At 69.5% G+C, this 19,463-nt stretch carries 22 protein-coding genes and 1 pseudogene; 20 read left to right on the plus strand and 3 right to left on the minus strand.

What is annotated here, in order from left to right; translation table 11 throughout:
- Window positions 1–23 precede the first annotated feature (23 nt).
- A pseudogene (locus ACZ50N_RS03570) lies at window positions 24–1,067 on the plus strand (class I SAM-dependent methyltransferase); the annotation flags it as partial.
- Window positions 1,068–1,079: 12 nt separating this feature from the next.
- The gene (locus ACZ50N_RS03575; protein WP_464475584.1) at window positions 1,080–2,498 is read left to right on the plus strand and encodes a glutamate-1-semialdehyde 2,1-aminomutase; all 1,419 of its coding nucleotides are present in this window, start codon (window positions 1,080–1,082) and stop codon (window positions 2,496–2,498) included.
- Here ACZ50N_RS03575 and ACZ50N_RS03580 read toward each other — a convergent pair.
- Entirely contained in the window at window positions 2,454–3,251 is a 798-nt protein-coding gene (locus ACZ50N_RS03580) for a DUF3109 family protein (RefSeq protein WP_046363137.1), read from the minus strand. The genes ACZ50N_RS03575 and ACZ50N_RS03580 overlap by 45 nt on opposite strands.
- A 12-nt stretch (window positions 3,252–3,263) precedes the next feature.
- On the opposite strand from ACZ50N_RS03580, the gene ACZ50N_RS03585 reads away from it, so the two are divergent.
- From ACZ50N_RS03585 to ACZ50N_RS03625, 9 genes are all read left to right on the plus strand, one after another.
- Window positions 3,264–4,256 (plus strand): Ppx/GppA family phosphatase, encoded by a 993-nt coding sequence (locus ACZ50N_RS03585; protein WP_046363138.1) that lies wholly within the window; start codon window positions 3,264–3,266, stop codon window positions 4,254–4,256.
- Window positions 4,257–4,283: 27 nt separating this feature from the next.
- Window positions 4,284–5,456 (plus strand): Rv0497 family membrane protein, encoded by a 1,173-nt coding sequence (locus ACZ50N_RS03590; protein WP_464474653.1) that lies wholly within the window; start codon window positions 4,284–4,286, stop codon window positions 5,454–5,456.
- A 5-nt stretch (window positions 5,457–5,461) separates the two neighbouring features.
- Window positions 5,462–6,307 carry a sugar phosphate isomerase/epimerase family protein gene (locus ACZ50N_RS03595; RefSeq protein ID WP_048423371.1) on the plus strand — a complete coding sequence of 282 codons (846 nt, stop codon included), beginning with the start codon at window positions 5,462–5,464 and terminating at the stop codon, window positions 6,305–6,307.
- Between the two features lie 15 nt (window positions 6,308–6,322).
- Window positions 6,323–7,141 carry a thioesterase family protein gene (locus ACZ50N_RS03600; protein ID WP_048423370.1) on the plus strand — a complete coding sequence of 273 codons (819 nt, stop codon included), beginning with the start codon at window positions 6,323–6,325 and terminating at the stop codon, window positions 7,139–7,141.
- A 44-nt stretch (window positions 7,142–7,185) separates the two neighbouring features.
- Entirely contained in the window at window positions 7,186–8,076 is an 891-nt protein-coding gene (gene proC, locus ACZ50N_RS03605; protein WP_110797872.1) for a pyrroline-5-carboxylate reductase, read from the plus strand.
- Between the two features lie 139 nt (window positions 8,077–8,215).
- A complete protein-coding gene (locus tag ACZ50N_RS03610; RefSeq protein ID WP_046363143.1) occupies window positions 8,216–8,479 on the plus strand; it encodes a helix-turn-helix domain-containing protein in 264 nt (87 codons plus the stop codon).
- A gap of 92 nt (window positions 8,480–8,571) precedes the next feature.
- A complete protein-coding gene (locus ACZ50N_RS03615; RefSeq protein ID WP_003402602.1) occupies window positions 8,572–8,673 on the plus strand; it encodes a 30S ribosomal protein bS22 in 102 nt (33 codons plus the stop codon).
- 30 nt (window positions 8,674–8,703) lie between these two features.
- Window positions 8,704–9,792 (plus strand): SDR family oxidoreductase, encoded by a 1,089-nt coding sequence (locus ACZ50N_RS03620; protein ID WP_464474654.1) that lies wholly within the window; start codon window positions 8,704–8,706, stop codon window positions 9,790–9,792.
- 53 nt (window positions 9,793–9,845) lie between these two features.
- Window positions 9,846–10,919 (plus strand): lysophospholipid acyltransferase family protein, encoded by a 1,074-nt coding sequence (locus ACZ50N_RS03625; protein ID WP_048423369.1) that lies wholly within the window; start codon window positions 9,846–9,848, stop codon window positions 10,917–10,919.
- A 12-nt stretch (window positions 10,920–10,931) separates the two neighbouring features.
- Here ACZ50N_RS03625 and ACZ50N_RS03630 read toward each other — a convergent pair whose 3' ends face one another.
- Together ACZ50N_RS03630 and ACZ50N_RS03635 are read right to left on the minus strand one after the other, a co-directional pair.
- Window positions 10,932–11,465 (minus strand): FAS1-like dehydratase domain-containing protein, encoded by a 534-nt coding sequence (locus ACZ50N_RS03630; RefSeq protein WP_046363146.1) that lies wholly within the window; start codon window positions 11,463–11,465, stop codon window positions 10,932–10,934.
- Window positions 11,466–11,500: 35 nt separating this feature from the next.
- Window positions 11,501–12,412 (minus strand): HAD family hydrolase, encoded by a 912-nt coding sequence (locus tag ACZ50N_RS03635; protein ID WP_073685039.1) that lies wholly within the window; start codon window positions 12,410–12,412, stop codon window positions 11,501–11,503.
- A 39-nt stretch (window positions 12,413–12,451) separates the two neighbouring features.
- On the opposite strand from ACZ50N_RS03635, the gene ACZ50N_RS03640 reads away from it, so the two are divergent.
- From ACZ50N_RS03640 to ACZ50N_RS03680, 9 genes are read left to right on the plus strand one after another with little or no spacing between them, the layout of a single operon-like run.
- Window positions 12,452–12,706 carry a glutaredoxin family protein gene (locus ACZ50N_RS03640; RefSeq protein WP_046363148.1) on the plus strand — a complete coding sequence of 85 codons (255 nt, stop codon included), beginning with the start codon at window positions 12,452–12,454 and terminating at the stop codon, window positions 12,704–12,706.
- A gap of 56 nt (window positions 12,707–12,762) precedes the next feature.
- Window positions 12,763–14,133 carry a glutamyl-tRNA reductase gene (locus ACZ50N_RS03645; protein WP_048423367.1) on the plus strand — a complete coding sequence of 457 codons (1,371 nt, stop codon included), beginning with the start codon at window positions 12,763–12,765 and terminating at the stop codon, window positions 14,131–14,133.
- Window positions 14,134–14,140: 7 nt separating this feature from the next.
- Window positions 14,141–15,076, plus strand: coding sequence for a hydroxymethylbilane synthase (gene hemC, locus ACZ50N_RS03650; protein WP_048423366.1), 936 nt, complete (start codon window positions 14,141–14,143; stop codon window positions 15,074–15,076).
- A complete protein-coding gene (locus tag ACZ50N_RS03655) occupies window positions 15,073–16,758 on the plus strand; it encodes a bifunctional uroporphyrinogen-III C-methyltransferase/uroporphyrinogen-III synthase (RefSeq protein ID WP_046363151.1) in 1,686 nt (561 codons plus the stop codon). The genes hemC and ACZ50N_RS03655 overlap by 4 nt, the downstream gene beginning before the upstream one ends.
- Before the next feature lie 14 nt (window positions 16,759–16,772).
- Window positions 16,773–17,753 (plus strand): porphobilinogen synthase, encoded by a 981-nt coding sequence (hemB, locus tag ACZ50N_RS03660; protein ID WP_046363152.1) that lies wholly within the window; start codon window positions 16,773–16,775, stop codon window positions 17,751–17,753.
- On the plus strand, window positions 17,750–18,157 hold the full coding sequence (locus ACZ50N_RS03665; RefSeq protein WP_048423365.1) for a hypothetical protein: 408 nt from the start codon (window positions 17,750–17,752) through the stop codon (window positions 18,155–18,157). Before hemB ends, ACZ50N_RS03665 begins: the two co-directional genes overlap by 4 nt.
- Before the next feature lie 18 nt (window positions 18,158–18,175).
- On the plus strand, window positions 18,176–18,628 hold the full coding sequence (locus ACZ50N_RS03670) for a hypothetical protein (protein ID WP_053079360.1): 453 nt from the start codon (window positions 18,176–18,178) through the stop codon (window positions 18,626–18,628).
- Entirely contained in the window at window positions 18,625–19,122 is a 498-nt protein-coding gene (locus tag ACZ50N_RS03675) for a transport-regulating membrane protein Mce1N (protein WP_046363154.1), read from the plus strand. The genes ACZ50N_RS03670 and ACZ50N_RS03675 overlap by 4 nt, the downstream gene beginning before the upstream one ends.
- Window positions 19,119–19,403 (plus strand): hypothetical protein, encoded by a 285-nt coding sequence (locus ACZ50N_RS03680; RefSeq protein ID WP_464469718.1) that lies wholly within the window; start codon window positions 19,119–19,121, stop codon window positions 19,401–19,403. Before ACZ50N_RS03675 ends, ACZ50N_RS03680 begins: the two co-directional genes overlap by 4 nt.
- Window positions 19,404–19,463 lie beyond the last annotated feature (60 nt).

The raw sequence follows: 19,463 nt of genomic DNA on the forward strand, positions 1-19,463 counted from the left end.
GACATCGTGACATGAGCAGTGACATGACCAGGGCCCACATCGACGGCACGTGCCGCAGCTGTCGGCACCCCCGACTGCATCGGGTGCTCGATCTCGGGGCGGTGCCCGCGGCCGATCACTTCCCGCCCGCAGACACGCCGCCGACCGCCGACGAGGCGGTGCACCCGCTGGCCATGGTCGTCTGCGACGCCTGCGGCCTGGCGCAACTCGCCGACGACGACACCGAGACCGCCGAACCGCGCGGTGTGGAACCACAGGCACTGAAAGATCAAGCAGCCGATGCCATCTCCCGGGTCGCAGCGGCCGGGTGGCTGCCGGGCGGGACGGTCCGCGAGTTCGGCAGCCCGCACGGTGGCAGCTGGCTGCCGCTGCTGACCGAGCGCGGCTACCAGGGCTCGGAAGGCCCCGCCGACTTGGTGCTCGACTGCTTCGGGATCATGCACGACCCCGACCAGGAGGCGGCGTTCGCTCGCCGCGCCGCCACCACCGCGCCCGACGGGGTGCTGCTCCTGCAGTTCCACACACTGGCCGCCATCGTCCGCGGGGGTCAGTGGAATGCGCTGCGCCACGGCCATTTCGCGTACTACTCGACACCGGCTGTCGTCGCGCAACTCGCCCGCGCCGGAATGCGGGCTGTCGACGCGTGGACGTTCGACCTCTACGGCGGCACGGTTTTGGTGGCCGCCGTGCACGGCAGCGGCGAGCCCGGTCCCGCGGTCGCCGAGTTGCTGCGCGGCGAGGCCGAGATGTCCGATCCCGCGACGGTCGCGGCCCTGCAAGATGCCGCCGACACACAGACCGTGGCGCTGCGGTCCTGGCTGGAAACCGAACGCCGGGCCGGCCGGCGGGTGTACGCCTACGGTGCCGCGTCGCGGGCAGTCGCGCTGTTCTGCCGGGCCGGTGTCGACGCCTCGCTGGTCGCGGCGGTCGCCGACGCATCGACCGCCAAGCAGGGTCGCCGCATGCCCGGCACCGACATCCCGATCGTCTCCCCGGAGGATCTCGTCGCAGCCGGACCCGACACGGTGCTGCTCACCCTCCCCGACCTGCTGGACGAGGTGTCGCAGCGGTGGCCCGAACTGAAGGGCCGCTGGGTCGTCGACGACTTCGCCGGTGAGACAAAGACCTTCGCTCGATCTCGGCTGCTGCAGGACAGACTGCACGACCTGATCCCCGGTGGGGCCCACACCTATGCGCGTGGCGCCGACCAGTACCCGGAGACCATGCCGCCCGTGCTGACGCACGGCGCGGGGTGTCGTGTATGGGACGTCGACGGCAACGACTACGTGGAATACGGCATGGGCCTGCGGTCGGTGACACTCGGGCACGGGTACCCGCCCGTCGTCGACGCCGTCACCCGCGCGATCGCCGGCGGGGTAAACTTCAGCAGGCCCACCGCCGCCGAAGTCGTTGCCGCCGAGCAGTTCCTGGCCCTGGTGCCCGGAGCCGACATGGTCAAGTTCGCCAAGAACGGTTCCGATGCGACGACCGCCGCGGTCCGGCTGGCGCGCGCGGTCACCGGTCGCACCGCGGTCGCGATCTGCGAGCAACCGTTCTTCTCCACCGACGACTGGTTCATCGGCACCACCCCGATGGCCGATGGCATCCCCGCCGACCACGCCGCCGCCACGAAGCGTTTCCCCTACAACGATCTCCACGCGCTGACCGCGCTGCTCTCAGGTGACGACATCGCCTGCGTGGTGATGGAAGCCGCGACCGCCACCGCGGAACCCGCACCCGGCTACCTGCAGACCGTGCGTGAGCTCTGCGACCGGCACGGGACACTGCTGGTGTTCGACGAGATGATCACCGGCTTCCGCTGGGCAGCCGGTGGCGCGCAGTCGATCTACGGGGTGACGCCCGACCTGTCCTGCTGGGGCAAGGCGATGGCCAACGGTTTTCCGCTGTCGGCGCTGGCCGGCCGCCGCGAATTCATGGAACGCGGGGGACTGCGCACCGACGGCGAGCGGGTGTTCCTGCTCTCGACCACCCACGGCCCCGAAACGGCGTCGCTGGCGGCGTTCGGTGCCGTCGTCGCGGCCTACCGCACCGAGGATCCGGTGGCGCGCATGGAACAGGCCGGCAGGCGCCTGGCAGAGGGAGCGAACGCAGCGATCGCCGAGGCGGGGCTGTCCGACCACCTCACGGTGACCGGCCGACCGTCGTGTCTGGTGTTCGTCACCCGCGATGCCCAAGGTGCGCCCTCGCAGGCCTATCGCACGCTGTTCATGCAGGAACTGCTGCGCCGCGGGGTACTCGGACAATCATTCGTCACGTCGGCCGCGCACGACGACGAGGCCATCGACCACACGATCGCCGCCGTCCGGGACGCGCTGCCGGTCTACCGCTTCGCGATCGAGGCGGGCGATGTGGCGGGCCTGCTGCAGGGCCGGCCGGTGGCGCCGGCGCTGCGGAGCACCGCCGCGCCGCGTCGGCTCACCACCCCGTCCGGCTCACTCGGCGGCCCGCGTGGCGGGGTGCACGGCGACCAGCCCTAAAGCGCTGCGTCGCTTGCATACTGCCGCCAACTCGGCGTAGGCCTTCTCGCCGAGCAGCTCGGTCAGCTCGGGTGCGTAGGACTGCCACACCGGCTTCTCCCCGACGTGGGCGTTGGGGTCACCGGTGCAGTACCACGTCAGATCGAGTCCGCCCTCGCCCCACCCGCGACGGTCGTACTCGGTGATCGTCGACTTCAGGATCTCCGAGCCGTCGGGTCGCGTGACCCATTCCTGGGTGCGCCGGATCGGCAGCTGCCAGCACACCTCCGGTTTGAGGGTCAGCGGCTCGACACCCAGCTGCAACGCCTTGGTGTGCAGCGAGCATCCGATACCGCCCGGCCACCCGGGACGATTCAGAAAGATGCACGCACCCTTATACTTTCGGGTCCGCCAGGTGGGCTCGTCGTCGTATTCGTCGAGCTCCAGGTAGCCCTTCTTGCCGAGGCCCTTGTCGCGGAACTGCCAGTCCTCGTCGGTGAGCAGTTTCACCGCATCGTCGAGCTTGGCGCGGTCGTCGTCGTCGGAGAGAAACGCGCCATGGGAACAACATCCGTCGTCGGGGCGATCCGCGACGGTGCCTTTACAAGCCGGTGTGCCGAAGACGCACGTCCAGCGTGACAGCAGCCAGGTCATGTCCGCGGCGATCAGATGTTTGGGGTTTTCGGGGTCGTAGAACTCCACCCACTCACGGGCGAAATCGAGTTCCACCTCACCCGGATACGGACCAGTCACGGTTTTCCACGGTAGACCCATTAGGTTGGACGGGTGCGATTAGGCGTGCTCGATGTGGGCAGCAATACCGTCCACCTGTTGGTGGTGGATGCGCGCCGCGGTGGGCACCCCACGCCGATGAGTTCGACGAAGGCCTCACTGCGGCTCGCCGAGGCCATCGACACCTCCGGAAAGCTGACGCGCCGCGGTGCCGACAGACTGATCGGCACGATCGACGAGTTCGCCAAGATCGCCACCAGTTCGGGATGTTCGGAGCTGATGGCATTCGCGACGTCGGCGGTGCGCGACGCGAAGAACTCCGAAGACGTGCTGTCGCGGGTTAAATCCGACACCGGCGTGGATCTGCGCGTGCTCAGCGGCGTCGACGAGTCGCGGCTGACGTTCCTGGCGGTGCGGCGCTGGTACGGCTGGAGCGCCGGACGCATCATCAACATCGACATCGGCGGCGGCTCGCTCGAGCTGTCCAGCGGGGTCGACGAGGAACCCGACGTGGCGATGTCGCTGCCGCTGGGCGCGGGCCGGCTGACCCGCGAATGGCTGCCCGACGATCCGCCCGGCCGCCGGCGCGTGGCGATGCTGCGGGACTGGCTGGCCAACGAGCTCTCCGAAGCCGGCACCGCCATAGCCGAGGCCGGCAGCCCCGATCTGGCGGTGGCCACCTCCAAGACGTTCCGTTCTCTGGCCCGGCTCACCGGTGCCGCGCCATCCGGTGCGGGTCCACGGGTCAAGCGCACGCTGACTGCCACGGGTCTTCGTCAGCTCATATCGTTCATCTCTAGGATGACCGCGTCCGACCGTGCCGAGCTGGAAGGAGTGAGCGCCGACCGTGCCCCGCAGATCGTGGCGGGCGCCCTGGTGGCCGAGGCGAGCATGAAAGCGCTAGGTATCGAAAGCGTAGACATTTGCCCGTGGGCGTTGCGGGAGGGCTTGATCCTGCGGAAACTCGACAGCGAAGCCGACGGTACGGCGCTCGTGGGCGGGCATTCGCCCTCCGGGCGGGTGTCGGTGCGCAATGCTGGACGGTAAGCAGGCAACCGCGAGGGCGAGCAGGCGATGACTGGACCAGACGACTACACCAACACCCGGCCGATCTCGGTCGCCGAGCTGCTGGCCAAGAACGGCACGATCGGCGCACCCCCGGTCGGTGGCCGCCGTCGCCGTCGCCGCGGTAACGCCGACGCCGTCACCGTCGCCGAGCTCACCGGCGAGATCCCGATCGTCCGCCCCGACGAACCCGCGGCCCCCGAACCCGAGCCGGAACCGGTATCCGAGCCGGAGCAGTCCGCCGAGACCGAGACCGAGGTCGCTGACGAGGTCGACGTCGTCGATGACGTCGATGACGTCGATGAGGCGGACGACCTGGCCGATGCGGCCGAGGTGACCGAAGCCGATGACGAACTCGTCGAGGTCGGCGAGACCGACCTCGAGACCGACGAGGCCGATCTGGCCGCCGAACCCGAGACCGAGGCGGAAGACGACGTCGACGAGACGGCCGCCGACGATGTCGTCGAGAAGCCCGAGCCCGAGCCCGAAGCCGTCGCGCCGCCGCGGCGGTCGCCGTTCGGCCGGTTCGGCCGCAAGAGCGCCCCGGCCGTCGACGCGGAGCTGATGAGCCCCGATCCGGTCGACGCCGACGCCCCCGCCGACCTCCAGGACGCGCAGACCGAGGAGAGCGAAGACCAGGACGCAGCGAGCGACACCGAGGTCGTCGAGGCCGATGAGCTCGTCGAGGACGTCGTGGACGACCCGGTCGCCGACACCGAAGATGCCGACACCGGCGAGGACTCTGCGGACGAGGACGAACTGCCGTCGTATCTGCGCTCCACGCAGGACCCGCTGTTCGGCGGGGAGACCGTCGCCGACGATGTGGCCCGCCGCGGTGCTCGGCTGCCGTCCGAGGACCTGGTGGAGGACAGGGACCAGGACCAGGACCAGGACCAGGACGAGGACGAGCCGCGGCCGATGTCACCGGTGGTGCACGGACTGTGGGTGGTGGGGCAGAGCGTCGTCGCGGTCGTGTTCGGCGCAGGCCTGTTCGTCGCGTTCGACCAATTGTGGAAGTGGAACAACATCGTCGCGTTGGTGCTGTCGGTGTTGGTGATCCTGGGCCTGGTCGTCGGCGTGCGGGTGGTGCGCAAGACCGAGGACATCGGCAGCACGCTGATCGCGGTGGCGGTCGGAGCGTTGGTCACCCTCGGGCCGCTGGCGTTGCTGCAATCGGGCTGACCGGGGTGCGCCCTGCCATCAAGGTCGGACTGTCGACGGCCTCTGTCTATCCGCTGAAGACCGAGGCCGCCTTCGAGATGGCCGCCTCACTCGGCTACGACGGCGTCGAGCTGATGGTGTGGGCGGAATCGGTCAGCCAGGACATCGATGCTGTCGAGGAGCTGTCGAGGCGCTACGACGTGCCGGTGCTCTCCGTGCATGCGCCCTGCCTGCTGATCTCGCAGCGGGTCTGGGGCGCGAACCCGATCGCGAAGCTGGACCGCAGCGTGCGTGCCGCCGAGCAGCTCGGCGCGCAGACCGTCGTGGTCCATCCGCCGTTCCGCTGGCAGCGCCGGTATGCCGAGGGGTTCGCCGACCAGGTGGCCGAGCTCGAGGCCCGCAGTGACGTCATGGTCGCGGTGGAGAACATGTTCCCGTTCCGTGCCGACAGGTTCTTCGGCGCGGGGCAGACGTCGATCGAACGGATGCGCAAGCGCGGCGGCGCTCCCGGCCCGGGCATCTCGGCGTTCGCGCCGTCCTACGACCCGCTCGACGGCGGTCACGCGCACTACACACTCGACCTCTCGCACACTGCGACGGCCGGCTCCGACGCCGTCGACATGGCCCGGCGCATGGGGGACGGGTTGGTGCACCTGCATCTGTGTGACGGCAGCGGCGCGTCCACCGACGAGCATCTGGTGCCCGGCCGCGGCACGCAACCGACCGTCGAGATCTGCGAGACGTTGGCCGCCAGTGACTTCGCCGGCCATGTCATCCTCGAGGTGACCACCTCGGCCGCGCGGTCGGTCGCCGAGCGCGAAGACTTGCTGACCGAGTCGCTGCAATTCGCGCGCACCCACCTGTTGCGCTGATCGAGCAAGGACCCGATGACTCTCTCCACGTCGTTCACCGATGCCATGGCACTGACTCCCGACGGCGCCGGTGTCTACCACGGGCTGCTCAACGAGCACTGGACCATCGGCCCCAAGGTGCACGGCGGCGCGATGCTCGCGCTGTGCGCCAACGCCGCGCGCAGCGAACTGGGTGAGCCCGGCGTGGAACCCATTGCGGTGTCGGGCAATTTCCTGTGGGCGCCCGACCCCGGGCCGATGCAGGTCGTGACGACGGTGCGCAAGCGTGGGCGGCGGATCAGTCTGATCGATGTCGAACTCAACCAGGGGTCGCGGACGGCGCTGCGGGCTGCGATCACGCTGGGGCGCCCTGAACACCATGTGCCGCCGCTGTTGTCGGTCAACCCCGTGCTGCCGCTGATGACCCCCGATCCGCCGCCCGGACTGGAACCGATCGGCCCCGGACACCCGATGGCCGACGTCGTCCACCTCGCGCACGGCTGCGACATCCGTCCCTCGCTGACGTCGTTCACCCCGCGCGGCGACGGCGGCCCACCGATGATCGAGTACTGGGTGCGTCCGAAGGGCGCCGCCCCCGACGTGCTGTTCGCGCTGCTGTGCGGTGACGTGTCGGCTCCGGTCACGATGGGGCTCAACAGGTTCGGCTGGGCGCCTACGGTGCAGCTGACGGCCTTCGTGCGGGCCGTGCCTGCCGACGGGTGGCTGAGGGTGATGTGCACGACGACGCAGATCGGTCAGGAATTCTTCGACGAGGACCACATCGTCGTGGACCGCGAGGGCCGCATCGTCGTGCAGTCCCGGCAACTGGCGTTGGTGCCCGCCGCTCCCGACTGAGCCGTTCTCGGTCCGATCGGTGCGGCCGTGTCATGCTGTCCCGCATGGCCAGAATCGCGATCATCGGCGGCGGAAGTATCGGAGAGGCACTGCTGGCGGGACTGCTGCGGGCCGGCCGCCAGACCAAGGACCTGGTGGTGGCCGAGAAGAGCCCGAACCGCGCCACGTATCTGGCCGAGAAGTACTCCGTGCGCATCGCGTCGGTGGCCGAGGCGGTCGACACCGCGACGTACGTGATCGTCGCGGTCAAGCCCTCCGACGTCGGCAGCGTGATCGGTGACATCGCCGATACGGCCGCACGCGCCGAAAGTGACGCCGCAGAGCAGATCTTCGTGACGGTGGCGGCCGGCGTCAGCGCGGCTTATTTCGAGAACAAGCTGCCCGCCGGTTCGCCCGTCGTGCGGGTGATGCCGAACGCGCCCATGCTCGTCGGCGGTGGGGTCAGTGCGGTCGCGCCGGGACGGTTCGCCACCGCCGAGCACGTCCGCGGGGTGTCCTCACTGTTCGACGCCGTCGGCGGGGTGCTGACGGTGGCGGAGAGCCAGATCGACAGCGTCACCGCTGTCTCCGGCTCCGGTCCCGCATATTTCTTCCTGATGGTCGAGGCGCTCGTGGATGCCGGGGTGGATGCGGGGCTGACCCGATCGGTGGCCACCGATCTGGTGGTGCAGACGATGGCCGGCTCGGCGGCGATGCTGCTGGAGCGGTTGGATGCTGAAGGCGCGGGCGGTGAGGCCGCGTCCGGCCCGTCCGGAGCGATGGCGTCGCCGACCGACACCTCGGCTGCCCAGCTGCGCGCCATGGTGACCTCGCCCGGCGGCACCACCGCCGCTGGGCTGCGGGAACTCGAACGCGGAGGTCTGCGCGCGGCCGTCGCCAACGCCGTCGAGGCCGCGAAAACCCGCTCTGAGCAGCTAGGAATTACACCTGAGTAGTTCAGGAATTTCTGACTGATTAGCCCACACCCGTCGCAGTAACCCCACCCGCCACGCTATTCTCCCAGTGGTAAGCGTGGGTCGGTGCCAGCGGTGGGGAAGCCGCTGGAACTGCCCGCGCCTGATGGATTGGGTTGCGATGACGTCTATGAACGGGCCGTCGGCGCGGGATTCAGCCAGCGGAAAGTCGGCGCGTGACGCCGGCCAGTCCGATGGTCAACCGCCTCGAGCTCAATTTCTCACCGTGGCTGAGGTGGCCAGCCTGATGCGGGTCAGCAAGATGACCGTGTACCGGCTGGTGCACAACGGTGAGCTGCCGGCGGTGCGGGTCGGTCGGTCGTTCCGCGTCCACGCCAAGGCCGTCCACGACATGCTGGAGAGCTCCTACTTCGACGCGGGATGATCCGGGCCGCGGACGGTGGATTTCGGAGCCGCGACTGTCGCCAGGTAAGGTGACCGGTCGAGATCGTCGAAAAAACCGAGGTAGCGGAGTTCATGGGTTCTGTCATCAAGAAGCGACGTAAGCGCATGTCGAAGAAGAAGCACCGCAAGCTGCTTCGTCGCACCCGGGTCCAGCGCAGAAAACTCGGCAAGTAGTCCGGCTGCGCCAGCCGCTAGGCTGCGGAGATGGATGCTGGGGGTAACTCGGGCGGCTCCGATGCCAGGGACGGTCTGAACTACCCCAAGGTCGTCCTGGTCACCGGCGCATGCCGGTTCCTCGGCGGCTATCTGACCGCCCGGCTGGCACAGAACCCGCTGATCAACCATGTCATCGCGGTCGACGCAGTCGCGCCGAGCAAGGACCTGCTGCGTCGCATGGGCCGCGCCGAGTTCGTTCGGGCCGACATCCGAAATCCGTTCATCGCCAAGGTGATTCGCAACGGGGACGTCAACACCGTGGTGCATGCGGCCGCGGCGTCCTACGCACCCCGCTCCGGCGGTCGCGCCACGCTCAAAGAGCTGAACGTGATGGGCGCCATCCAGTTGTTCGCGGCATGCCAGAAGGCGCCGTCGGTGCGCCGGGTGATCCTGAAGTCGACCTCGGAGATCTACGGGTCGAGTTCACGCGATCCCGTCCTGTTCGCGGAGAGCAGCAGCCGTCGCAGGCCGGCCCGGGAAGGGTTCGCCCGCGACAGCATCGACATCGAGGGCTACGCCCGCGGTCTCGGCCGGCGCCGTCCCGACATCGCGGTCACCATCTTGCGGCTGGCCAACATGATCGGTCCCGCGATGGACACCGCGCTGTCGCGATACCTGGCCGGGCCGGTGGTGCCGACCATCATCGGTCACGACGCGCGCATGCAGCTGCTGCACGAGCAGGATGCGCTGGGGGCGCTCGAGCGTGCGACGATCGCGGGCAAGGCGGGCACCTTCAACATCGGGGCGTCCGGGGTCATCATGATGAGCCAGGCGATCCGTCGGTCGGGGCGGCTCGCGCTCCCGATGCCGCGCGCCGCGCTGTCGGCCGTCGACTCGTTGTGGCGGGCCGGCCGGACCACCGAGATCGACCCGGAGCGTCTGGACTACCTCAGCTACGGGCGCGTCATGGACACCACCCGGATGCGCACCGAACTCGGCTACACCCCGAAGTGGACCACGACAGAGGCCTTCGACGACTACGTGCGCGGCCGGGGTCTCAAACCCATCGTGGATCCCGACTGGGTTTCTGCTGTGGAGCGCCGCGCTGTGACAGCGGCGGCGCGGTTCGGACGCTAGACTCAGGGATCAGCGCGGGGGCGGGGACACTGCGGAAGGTGAGAAGCGAGACGGTGGCGGGCGAGTCGAAAGCGAAAGTCATTCCCCTGCACTCGAATTCGGGGCGGAGTGCAGCGGCCCGCCGGGCGGCGGCCCAGCGGGGAGACCGATCTCGACGGCATCCCTCTCTCTACGGCGACGGCGACGGCCGGGCCACTGCCGAGGAATTGTCCGCCGTCGTCCGTGACATCGACGCCCACCGTGGTGACGGTTTCGGTTCCGGCGCGGGACCCGACGCCGAGCCCAGCGAACTCGCCAACCGGATCTCCGCGGTGGCCGACTTCCTCCGCAAGAGAATGGTCGGGGACTACACCGTCGACGAATTCGGCTTCGATCCCCATCTCAACAACGCGATCTTCCTGCCCGTGCTGCGCGTGCTGTTCAACTCGTGGTTCCGGGTGGAGGTCAGCGGTGTGGAGAACCTGCCCGAGACCGGCGCCGGCCTCGTGGTGGCCAACCACGCCGGCGTCCTGCCCTTCGACGGGTTGATGACGTCGGTGGCGGTCCGCGACAACCATCCCGCGCACCGCGATCTGCGTCTGCTGGCGGCGGACATGGTGTTCGACATGCCGCTCGTCGGCCAGGCCGCGCGCAAGGCCGGCCACACCATGGCGTGCACCGACGACGCCCACCGACTGCTGGCCGCCGGCGAGCTGACCGCCGTGTTCCCCGAGGGGTACAAGGGTCTGGGTAAGCACTTCAAGGACCGCTACAAGCTGCAGCGGTTCGGCCGCGGCGGTTTCGTGTCCGCGGCGCTGCGCACGAAGGCGCCGATCGTGCCGTGCTCGATCGTCGGGTCCGAGGAGATCTACCCGATGGTCGCCGACGTGAAGCTGCTGGCCCGCCTGCTGGGTCTGCCGTACTTCCCGGTGACTCCGCTGTTCCCGCTGGCGGGCCCGCTTGGCGTGGTGCCTCTCCCGTCGAAGTGGTATATCCAGTTCGGCGAGCCCATCGACACCGCTGACTACGACGATTCGGCCCCCGACGATCCGATGATCACCTTCGAGATCACCGACCAGGTCCGCGAAACCATCCAGCAGACCCTCTACCAGCTGCTGGCCAACCGAAGGAACACGTTCTTCGGGTGATCTCGGGCGGTCCTACTGGGCGGTCTGCTTCGCCACCATCGCGCGCAGCGCTTCGTCCCGTCGTGCGGCGATGCGGTCGCTGATCTCGTCGGCCTCGGTGTCCGACTGCGCTTCACCCATCACCGTGACGACGCTGGTCAGGACCGGTTCGCCCCGCTCGTCTGTCACCTCGCCGCGGACCTCGGTGACCACCGCGCCGTGCGACTCGGTCACCGCATCCAGGTAGGAGTCGAAGAACAGCTTGTCCCCGGCCAGGATCGGCCGGTGGAAGGTGATCTTCTGGTCGCGGTGCAGCACCCGTTCCATATTGATCGGGACGTCGAACTGGTTGAAGATCTCCAGCTGCACCCGCCGACCCGCGACGGCGAGAAAGGTCAGTGACGCGATCAGGGCGTCGTGGCCGCACTCCTGGGCGGCTTCCTCGCTGTAGTGAGCGGGATGATCGTCTTTGACGGCGCGGGCGAACTCCCGGATCTTCTCGCGGTCGACCTCGAAGTAGTCGGGGTACCGGTAGTGGGTCCCGATGATGTTCTCGGCGATGGCCATGCGTGATCCGCTTTCGTCGTTCGGGCGGTGCGAGCCTACTTGGCGTCGCGACGGGACACCACCGCGGCCAACGCACCGCCGACCGCACCCAGCGCCAGTGCCGACGGCACCCCGATGCGGGCGGCCTTACGGGCAGTGCGGAAGTCGCGGATCTCCCAGCCGCGCTCCCGGGCGAGGTCGCGCAGGTCGGCGTCGGGATTGATCGCGACAGCCGTCCCGACCAGCGACAGCATCGGCACGTCGTTGAAGCTGTCGGAGTAGGCGGTGCAGCGGCGCAGGTTCAGACCCTCGCGGATGGCCAGCGAGCGCACGGCATGCGCCTTGCCGGTGCCGTGCAGGATGTCGCCGACCAGGCGCCCGGTGAACACGCCGTCGATTGACTCGGCGACGGTGCCCAGCGCACCGGTGAGCCCGAGCCTGCGGGCGATCGTGTCGGCCAGCTCGTACGGGGTCGCGGTGACGAGCCACACCTGTTGACCGGCATCGAGGTGCATCTGGGCCAGCGCCCGGGTACCCGGCCAGATCTTGTCGGCGATGATCTCGTCGTAGATCTCTTCACCCAGAGCCACCAGCTCAGCGGTCGAGCGGCCCTCGATGAACGCCAGCGCCTTGCGCCGCCCCGCCGCCACGTCGTCACTGTTCTCGCGGCCGGTGAGCTGGAACTTGGCCTGCGCCATCGCAAAACGCGCCAGGTCCTTGTAGGTGAAGTACTCGCGGGCCGCCAGCCCCCGCGCGAAGTGCACCAGAGAAGAACCGTGCACCAGCGTGTTGTCCACGTCGAAGAACGCCGCCGCGGTCAGATCCGGCGGCGGCGGGGGCGGGCCGGGCAGCTCGCCACCGGTCTCGTTGCCGGGTTCGATCAGACCCTCGGCCGCAACCTCGGCGCTGCTCTCCCCGGCGATCTGCTGCGCCCGGGACTCGATGCCGATCTCAGTACCGTCGGACACGGCTACAACATTAGGTCACCCGGCCGCGATACTGGCGGGGTGGATCGTGCCGTGCATCTGCTCACCCGCCAGGGCTGCTCTCTGTGTCAGAAGGCGGCCGACCGACTGGCCGCGCTGCGCGACGAGCTCGGGTTCGGGCTGAGTGTGACCGACGTCGACGACGCAGCCGCCGCCGGAGACAAAGCCCTGCGCGCCGAATACGGAGACCGGTTGCCCGTCGTGCTGCTCGACGGCGTCGAACACAGCTACTGGGAGCTCGACGAGGACAGGCTGCGCGCAGATCTGGCCGGCTGAGGGAATTTGGCTGCCCAGCTGGTCAGCGATTACCTTGGTGGGGTGGTGAGGAAGCCGTGAGCGTACTGCTTTTCGGGGTTTCGCACCGGAGTGCGCCCGTGTCGGTACTCGAGCAACTCAGTACCGACGAGGCCGATCAGGCCAAGATCATCGAGCAGATCCTGCAATCCTCGCTGGTCACCGAGGCCATGGTGCTGTCGACCTGCAACCGCGTCGAGGTGTACGCGGTCGTCGAGGCGTTCCACGGCGGACTCTCCGTGATCGGGCAGGTGCTCAGCGAGCACTCCGGGATGTCGCTGCAGGATCTGACGCGGTACGCCTACGTCCGCTACGCCGAAGCCGCGGTCGAGCATCTGTTCTCGGTCGCCAGCGGTCTCGACTCCGCCGTGGTCGGTGAGGCGCAGGTCCTCGGCCAGGTGCGCCGGGCCTATGCCACCGCCGAAGCGAACCACACCGTGGGCCGCACGCTGCACGAACTGTCCCAGCGCGCGCTGTCGGTGGGCAAGCGGGTGCATTCCGAGACCGGCATCGATTCGGCGGGTGCCTCGGTGGTGTCCGTCGCGCTGGACATGGCCGAAGCCCGCATCGGATCGCTCGCCGGGCGCTCCGCCGTGGTGGTGGGCGCCGGCTCGATGGGCGCCCTGGCCGCCAAACAGCTGATGCGCGCCGGTATCGAGCGCGTCCATGTGGTCAATCGCTCACTCCCGCGCGCCAAGCACCTCGCCGAGAACGTGCGCAGCCACGGTGTGGCGGCCGAAGCCTTCCCGTTCGACCACCTGCCGCCCCTTCTCACCGACGCCGACGTCGTGGTCAGCTGCACCGGCGCGGTCCGGCCGGTCGTCACGCTGGCCGACGTCCACCGCGGCCTGGCGCAGCGGCTGGGCGGCACCAGGCAGCTGGTGATGTGCGATCTGGGCATGCCGCGCGACATCGACCCCGCGGTCGCCGGACTGCCCGGCGTCGACGTCATCGACATGGAGCGCATCCTGCGGGAGCCCACCGCGCGCACCGCGACCTCCGACGCCGAGGCGGCCCGCACCATCGTCGCCGCCGAGGTCGCCGAGTACCTGACCGGCCAGCGGATGGCCGAGGTCACCCCGACCGTCACCGCGTTGCGCCAGCGCGCCGCCGACGTCGTCGAAGCGGAACTGCTGCGGCTGGACAACCGGTTGCCGGGGCTGGATTCGGCCCACCGTGACGAGGTTGCCAAGACGGTGCGCCGGGTCGTCGACAAGCTCCTGCACGCACCCACCGTGCGCGTCAAGCAGTTGGCGGGAGCCCCCGGCGGGGACAGCTACGCCGAAGCGCTGCGCGAACTGTTCGAGCTCGACCAGCACGCTGTGGACGCCGTCGCCGGCGGTGAGCTCGGGACCGTCGCGGTCGACGAGTTGATCGTTCCCGCAACCGATCTCGATAGCGCAGAGTGATCGCAGAGTGATCCGTATCGGCACGCGGGGCAGCCTGCTGGCCACCACTCAGGCAGGTGCCGTCCGCGACGCCCTCATCGCCCGCGGGCACGCCGCCGAGTTGGTGATCGTCTCCACGGACGGAGATCGTTCCTCCGCACCCATCGCCGAGATCGGGGTCGGCGTGTTCACCGCCGCGCTGCGTGAGGCGATTGCCGACAACACGGTCGACATGGCGGTGCACTCCTACAAGGATCTGCCGACCGCAGCCGACCCCCGCTTCGTGATCGCCGCGATCCCGGTGCGCGAGGACGCCCGGGATGCGCTGGTGGCGCGGGACGGACTGGTGCTCGGCGAGTTGCCGGCCGGCTCGGTGATCGGGACGTCGTCCCCGCGACGGACCGCGCAGCTTAGAGCACTGGGTCTCGGTTTGGAAATCCGCCCCCTACGAGGCAACCTAGATACCAGGTTGAACAGGGTAAGCAGCGGTGTTCTCGACGCCGTCGTCGTGGCCCGGGCGGGATTGGCCCGCATCGGTCGCCTCGATGCCGTCACCGAGACGCTGGAGCCGGTACAGATGTTGCCGGCGCCGGCTCAAGGTGCATTGGCGCTCGAGTGCCGTGCCGGTGATTCCGGCCTGGTCTCGGTGTTGGCAGAGCTCGACGATGCCGACACCCGGGTCTCGGTCACCGCAGAGCGGACCTTGCTCGCCGAACTGGAGGCGGGGTGCTCCGCACCGGTTGGCGCGATTGCCGAGGTGGTCGAGTCGATCGATGAGGACGGTCGCGTCTTCGAAGAGGTGTCGTTGCGCGGCTGCGTGGCGACGCTGGACGGATCCGACGTGATCCGTGCGTCCGGTATCGGGACACCCGAGCGGGCACGAGAGCTAGGGCTCTCGGTGGCCGCGGAGCTGTTCGAGCTGGGAGCGCGGGACCTGTTGGACGAACGCGGGAGAGGGACATGACTCGCCAGATGACCTTGCGAGGACGCAAGGGCAAGCCCGGCCGCATCAGCTTCGTCGGCTCCGGGCCCGGTGATCCGGGCCTGCTGACGACGCGCGCCCGCGCGGTACTGGCCAATGCGGCCCTGGTCTTCGTCGACCCCGATGTGCCCGAAGCGGTGCTCGCGTTGGTCGGCTCCGAACTGCCCCCGCCGTCGGGACCGCTGCCTGCCGAGACGACGGAGCCCCGTGATCCCGCGTCGCCGGATGCGCCCGCCGAGGCGGCCGAGCCCGCCATCCCCGGCGGCCCGGACATCCGGCCAGCGCTCGGGGATCCGGCCGAGGTCGCCAAGACACTGGCCACCGAGGCACGCACCGGGGTGGACGTCGTCCGCCTGGTCGCCGGCGACCCGCTGTCGATCGACGCCGTCATCACCGAGGTCAACGCGCTGGCACGCACCCAGCTCACCTTCGAGATCGTTCCCGGGCTGCCGGACACCTCGGCCGTGCCGACCTACGCGGGCCTGCCGCTGGGCTCGTCGCACACCGTCGCCGATGTCCGCGATCCGCAGGTGGATTGGGCCGCACTCGCCGCCGCCCCCGGGCCGCTGATCCTGCACGCGACCGCGTCGCACCTGCCCGAGGCCGCGCGCACACTGATCGAATTCGGTCTGGCCGAGGGCACGCCCGCCGTGGTGACCGCCAACGGCACCACGTGCGCGCAGCGCTCCGTCGAGACCACGCTGGCCGGCCTCCTGGACAAGGCCGTGCTGGACAAGCCTGCCGGCGTGGAGCCGTCCGGCCCGCTGACCGGCACGCTCGTCGTCACGATCGGCCGGACCGTGGCCAACCGCGCCAAGCTGAACTGGTGGGAGAGCCGCGCCCTGTACGGCTGGACCGTGCTGGTGCCGCGCACCAAGGACCAGGCGGGCGAGATGAGCGATCGGCTCGTCGGCCACGGCGCGCTGCCGATCGAGGTGCCGACCATCGCGGTCGAGCCGCCGCGCAGCCCGGCCCAGATGGAAAGGGCCGTCAAGGGTCTGGTCGACGGTCGGTTCCAGTGGGTCGTGTTCACCTCCACAAATGCGGTGCGCGCGGTGTGGGAGAAGTTCAACGAGTTCGGCCTGGACGCTCGCGCGTTCTCCGGCGTGAAGATCGCCTGCGTCGGCCAGGCCACCGCCGACCGGGTCCGCGCTTTCGGGATCAACCCCGAGCTGGTGCCCACCGGCGAGCAGAGCTCGCTGGGCCTGCTCGACGAGTTCCCGCCGTACGACGACATTTTCGACCCGGTGAACCGCGTGCTGTTGCCGCGCGCGGACATCGCCACCGAGACGCTGGCCGAGGGGCTGCGCGAACGGGGCTGGGAGATCGAGGACGTCACGGCCTACCGGACGGTGCGTGCCGCGCCGCCGCCGGCGCACACCCGCGAGATGATCAAGACCGGTGGCTTCGACGCGGTGTGCTTCACGTCGAGCTCCACGGTGCGCAACCTGGTCGGTATCGCCGGGAAGCCGCACGCACGCACCATCGTGGCGTGCATCGGACCGAAAACTGCTGAGACTGCAGCTGAATTCGGATTGCGCGTGGACGTGCAGCCGGAGGTGGCCGCGGTCGGGCCGCTCGTCGAGGCGCTGGCCGAGCACGCCGCCCGGTTGCGGGCCGAGGGCGCGCTGCCACCGCCGCGGAAGAAGAGTCGCCGCCGCTAACCGCAAGGACGGTCATGCCCTACCCGAGTCATCGTCCGCGGCGGCTACGGTCCACGCCGGCGCTGCGCCGGCTGGTGTCCGAAACGTCTTTGCAGGCGCGCCAACTCGTGTTGCCGATGTTCGTCGCCGACGGCATCGACGAACCACGGCCGATCGCTTCCATGCCCGGAGTCGTTCAGCACACCCGGGATTCGCTGCGCCGAGCGGCCGCTGACGCCGTCGACGCCGGTGTCGGCGGGCTGATGCTCTTCGGCGTGCCCCGCGATGAGGACAAGGACGCGCGCGGCTCGGCCGGTACCGACCACGACGGCATCCTCAATGTCGCGCTGCGCGATCTGTCCGCCGACCTCGGCGACGCCACGGTGTTGATGGCCGACACCTGCCTCGACGAGTTCACCGACCACGGGCACTGCGGCGTCGTCGACGACCGCGGCAGAGTGGACAACGACGCGACCAACCGGCGGTACGTCGAATTGGCTGTGGCGCAAGCCGATTCGGGTGCGCACATGGTGGGGCCCAGCGGCATGATGGACGGGCAGGTGGCGGCCATCCGCGAGGGGCTCGACGCTGCCGGTCACCTCGACACCGCGATCCTGGCCTACGCGGCGAAATTCGCGTCCGGGTTCTACGGCCCCTTCCGCGACGCGGTGTCATCGAGCCTGCAGGGTGATCGCCGGACCTACCAGCAGGAGCCGGGCAACGCGCGCGAAGCGCTGCACGAGGTCGACCTGGACATCGACGAGGGCGCCGACATCATCATGGTCAAACCCGCCATGTCCTACCTCGACATCGTCCGGGCCGCTGCGGACCGCTCACCCGTTCCCGTTGCCGCATACCAGGTGTCGGGGGAGTACTCGATGATCTGCGCGGCCGCCGACAACGGCTGGATCGACCGGGACACGGTCGTGCTCGAGTCGCTGACCGGCATCGTGCGGGCCGGCGCCGACATCGTGCTGACGTACTGGGCCGCCGACGTGGCCCGCCGCCTGTCATGACGGAATCCACCCCGACCCGGCCGCCTGATGTGGACACGGGCTTCTGGCTGTGGGTGCTGGCGCTGCCGCTGATGACGGCTGGGTTCGTCGTCGACCTCGTGTCCGGTGAACAGCGGGTGAGTGGGCTCATGCTGGCGATCGCCCTCGTCTTTCTCGCCGTGCTGGTGTCGGTGGTGGCGACGTTCCTCGTCCTGCTGCGCCACGGCTACCGGTGGACACGCACCTGCCTGACCGGCGGGGCGATCGCCACCGTGGTGTTCTCGGTCAGCGAGCTGTTCACCGTCGACCGTCCCGAGGTGGCGGCCCTGATCTACGCGGCCGTGGTGATCGTCGGCTCTGTACTCGTGTGCGGCGGTGTGTTTCTGCTCCACCGCAAGGACGCCCACGACTTCTTCACCCGGTGATTGGCTACCCTGACCTCGATGCCGACCCCCGCTTCCCGCCCCCGCCTCGTCGACGCCGCGTTCTGGTGCTTCATGGGTGGCGCGGTCCTCATGATCGTCGGCGGGCTGATGTCGGCGACGGCGACGTTCGACGCCGCCCGGCTGGCGATCCCCGCCGACGTGAGTGACGAGCGCGTCCGCAACTACCTGACGGTGTACCGCCTGATCGGCGTCGGCTCCGTCGTGGCCGCCGCAGCCCTGGCTTTCCTCGCAGGCAAGGCGCGCGGCGGCGACAGCCGGTTCCGGATGGCCACGCTGGGTCTGGCGTTCGCGGTGGTGGCGGTTGTGCTGCTGTTGGCCGTGGGGCTCGGGGTGGGGCAGCCGCTGATCCTGGTCGCTGCTTTGCCCGTGCTGGTCGGCGCAGCATTGATGACGCGACCCTCGGCTCGCGCCTGGTACGACCGTGCGCCCGAGGGGAAGGACCTGCCGTGACCGAATCCGCCGCATCGCCGCCGACGAGCGAGGTGCTGTTCTACGAGCAGGGCGCCAGCTGGCTGTGGGTGCTCGCCGGCCCGGGCGCCGGCGTCGCCATGGCGCTGATCCAGCTGTCGGCGGGCTACTTCCAGTGGCTGATCCCGATCGTCTTCTTCCTGCTCGTGACGTTCTTTCTCAGCATCCAGGTCAAGGCGGCGCGTATCCACACCTCGGTCGAGCTCACCGCGGACACGCTGCGTCAGGGCACGGAGACCACGCGGACCGCGGAGATCGTGCGGGTCTATCCCGAGGCGGAGGGGGCCGAGGCGCCGAAGTGGCAGTACGCCCGCGCGCTGGGTGAGCTCACGGGTGTGCCGCGGGGCCGCACCGGGATCGGGTTGCGGCTGGCAGGCGATCGCACCGCGCAGGCATGGGCCCGTAAGGACAAGCAGCTGCGGGCGGCCCTGACCAACCTCATCGAGGAGCGCATCCCGCCGGAGAAGACGTCGTGACGGGCCGTCGCACCGTCGTCGCGCTGACGTTGGCGGTGCTGGCCGTGGTCGGGTGCGTGGTCAGCTGGCTCGCGGCCAGCCGGACCGTGGTCGTCGCGCCGGTACTCGACGGGCAGCCCTCGACCACGTCGGTCGTCTATTACGCGCCCTTGCTGACTCTGTCGCTGCTGCTGGCGACGGTCGCCGGCGTGCTGGTTGTGTTCGCGGTGGCGTGGAGGCGTGCCCAGCGCACGCCAGCCCCCGCCCCCGCTGCCCCAGCCGCTCCAATCCCCGCGGACTAGCGTTCCCGGCTGCTGGCGGGCCCGGATCGCAGCCCTGGCTTCTCTCTCGGCGCTGACCGC

It is taken from the genome of Mycolicibacterium obuense (assembly GCF_055397605.1).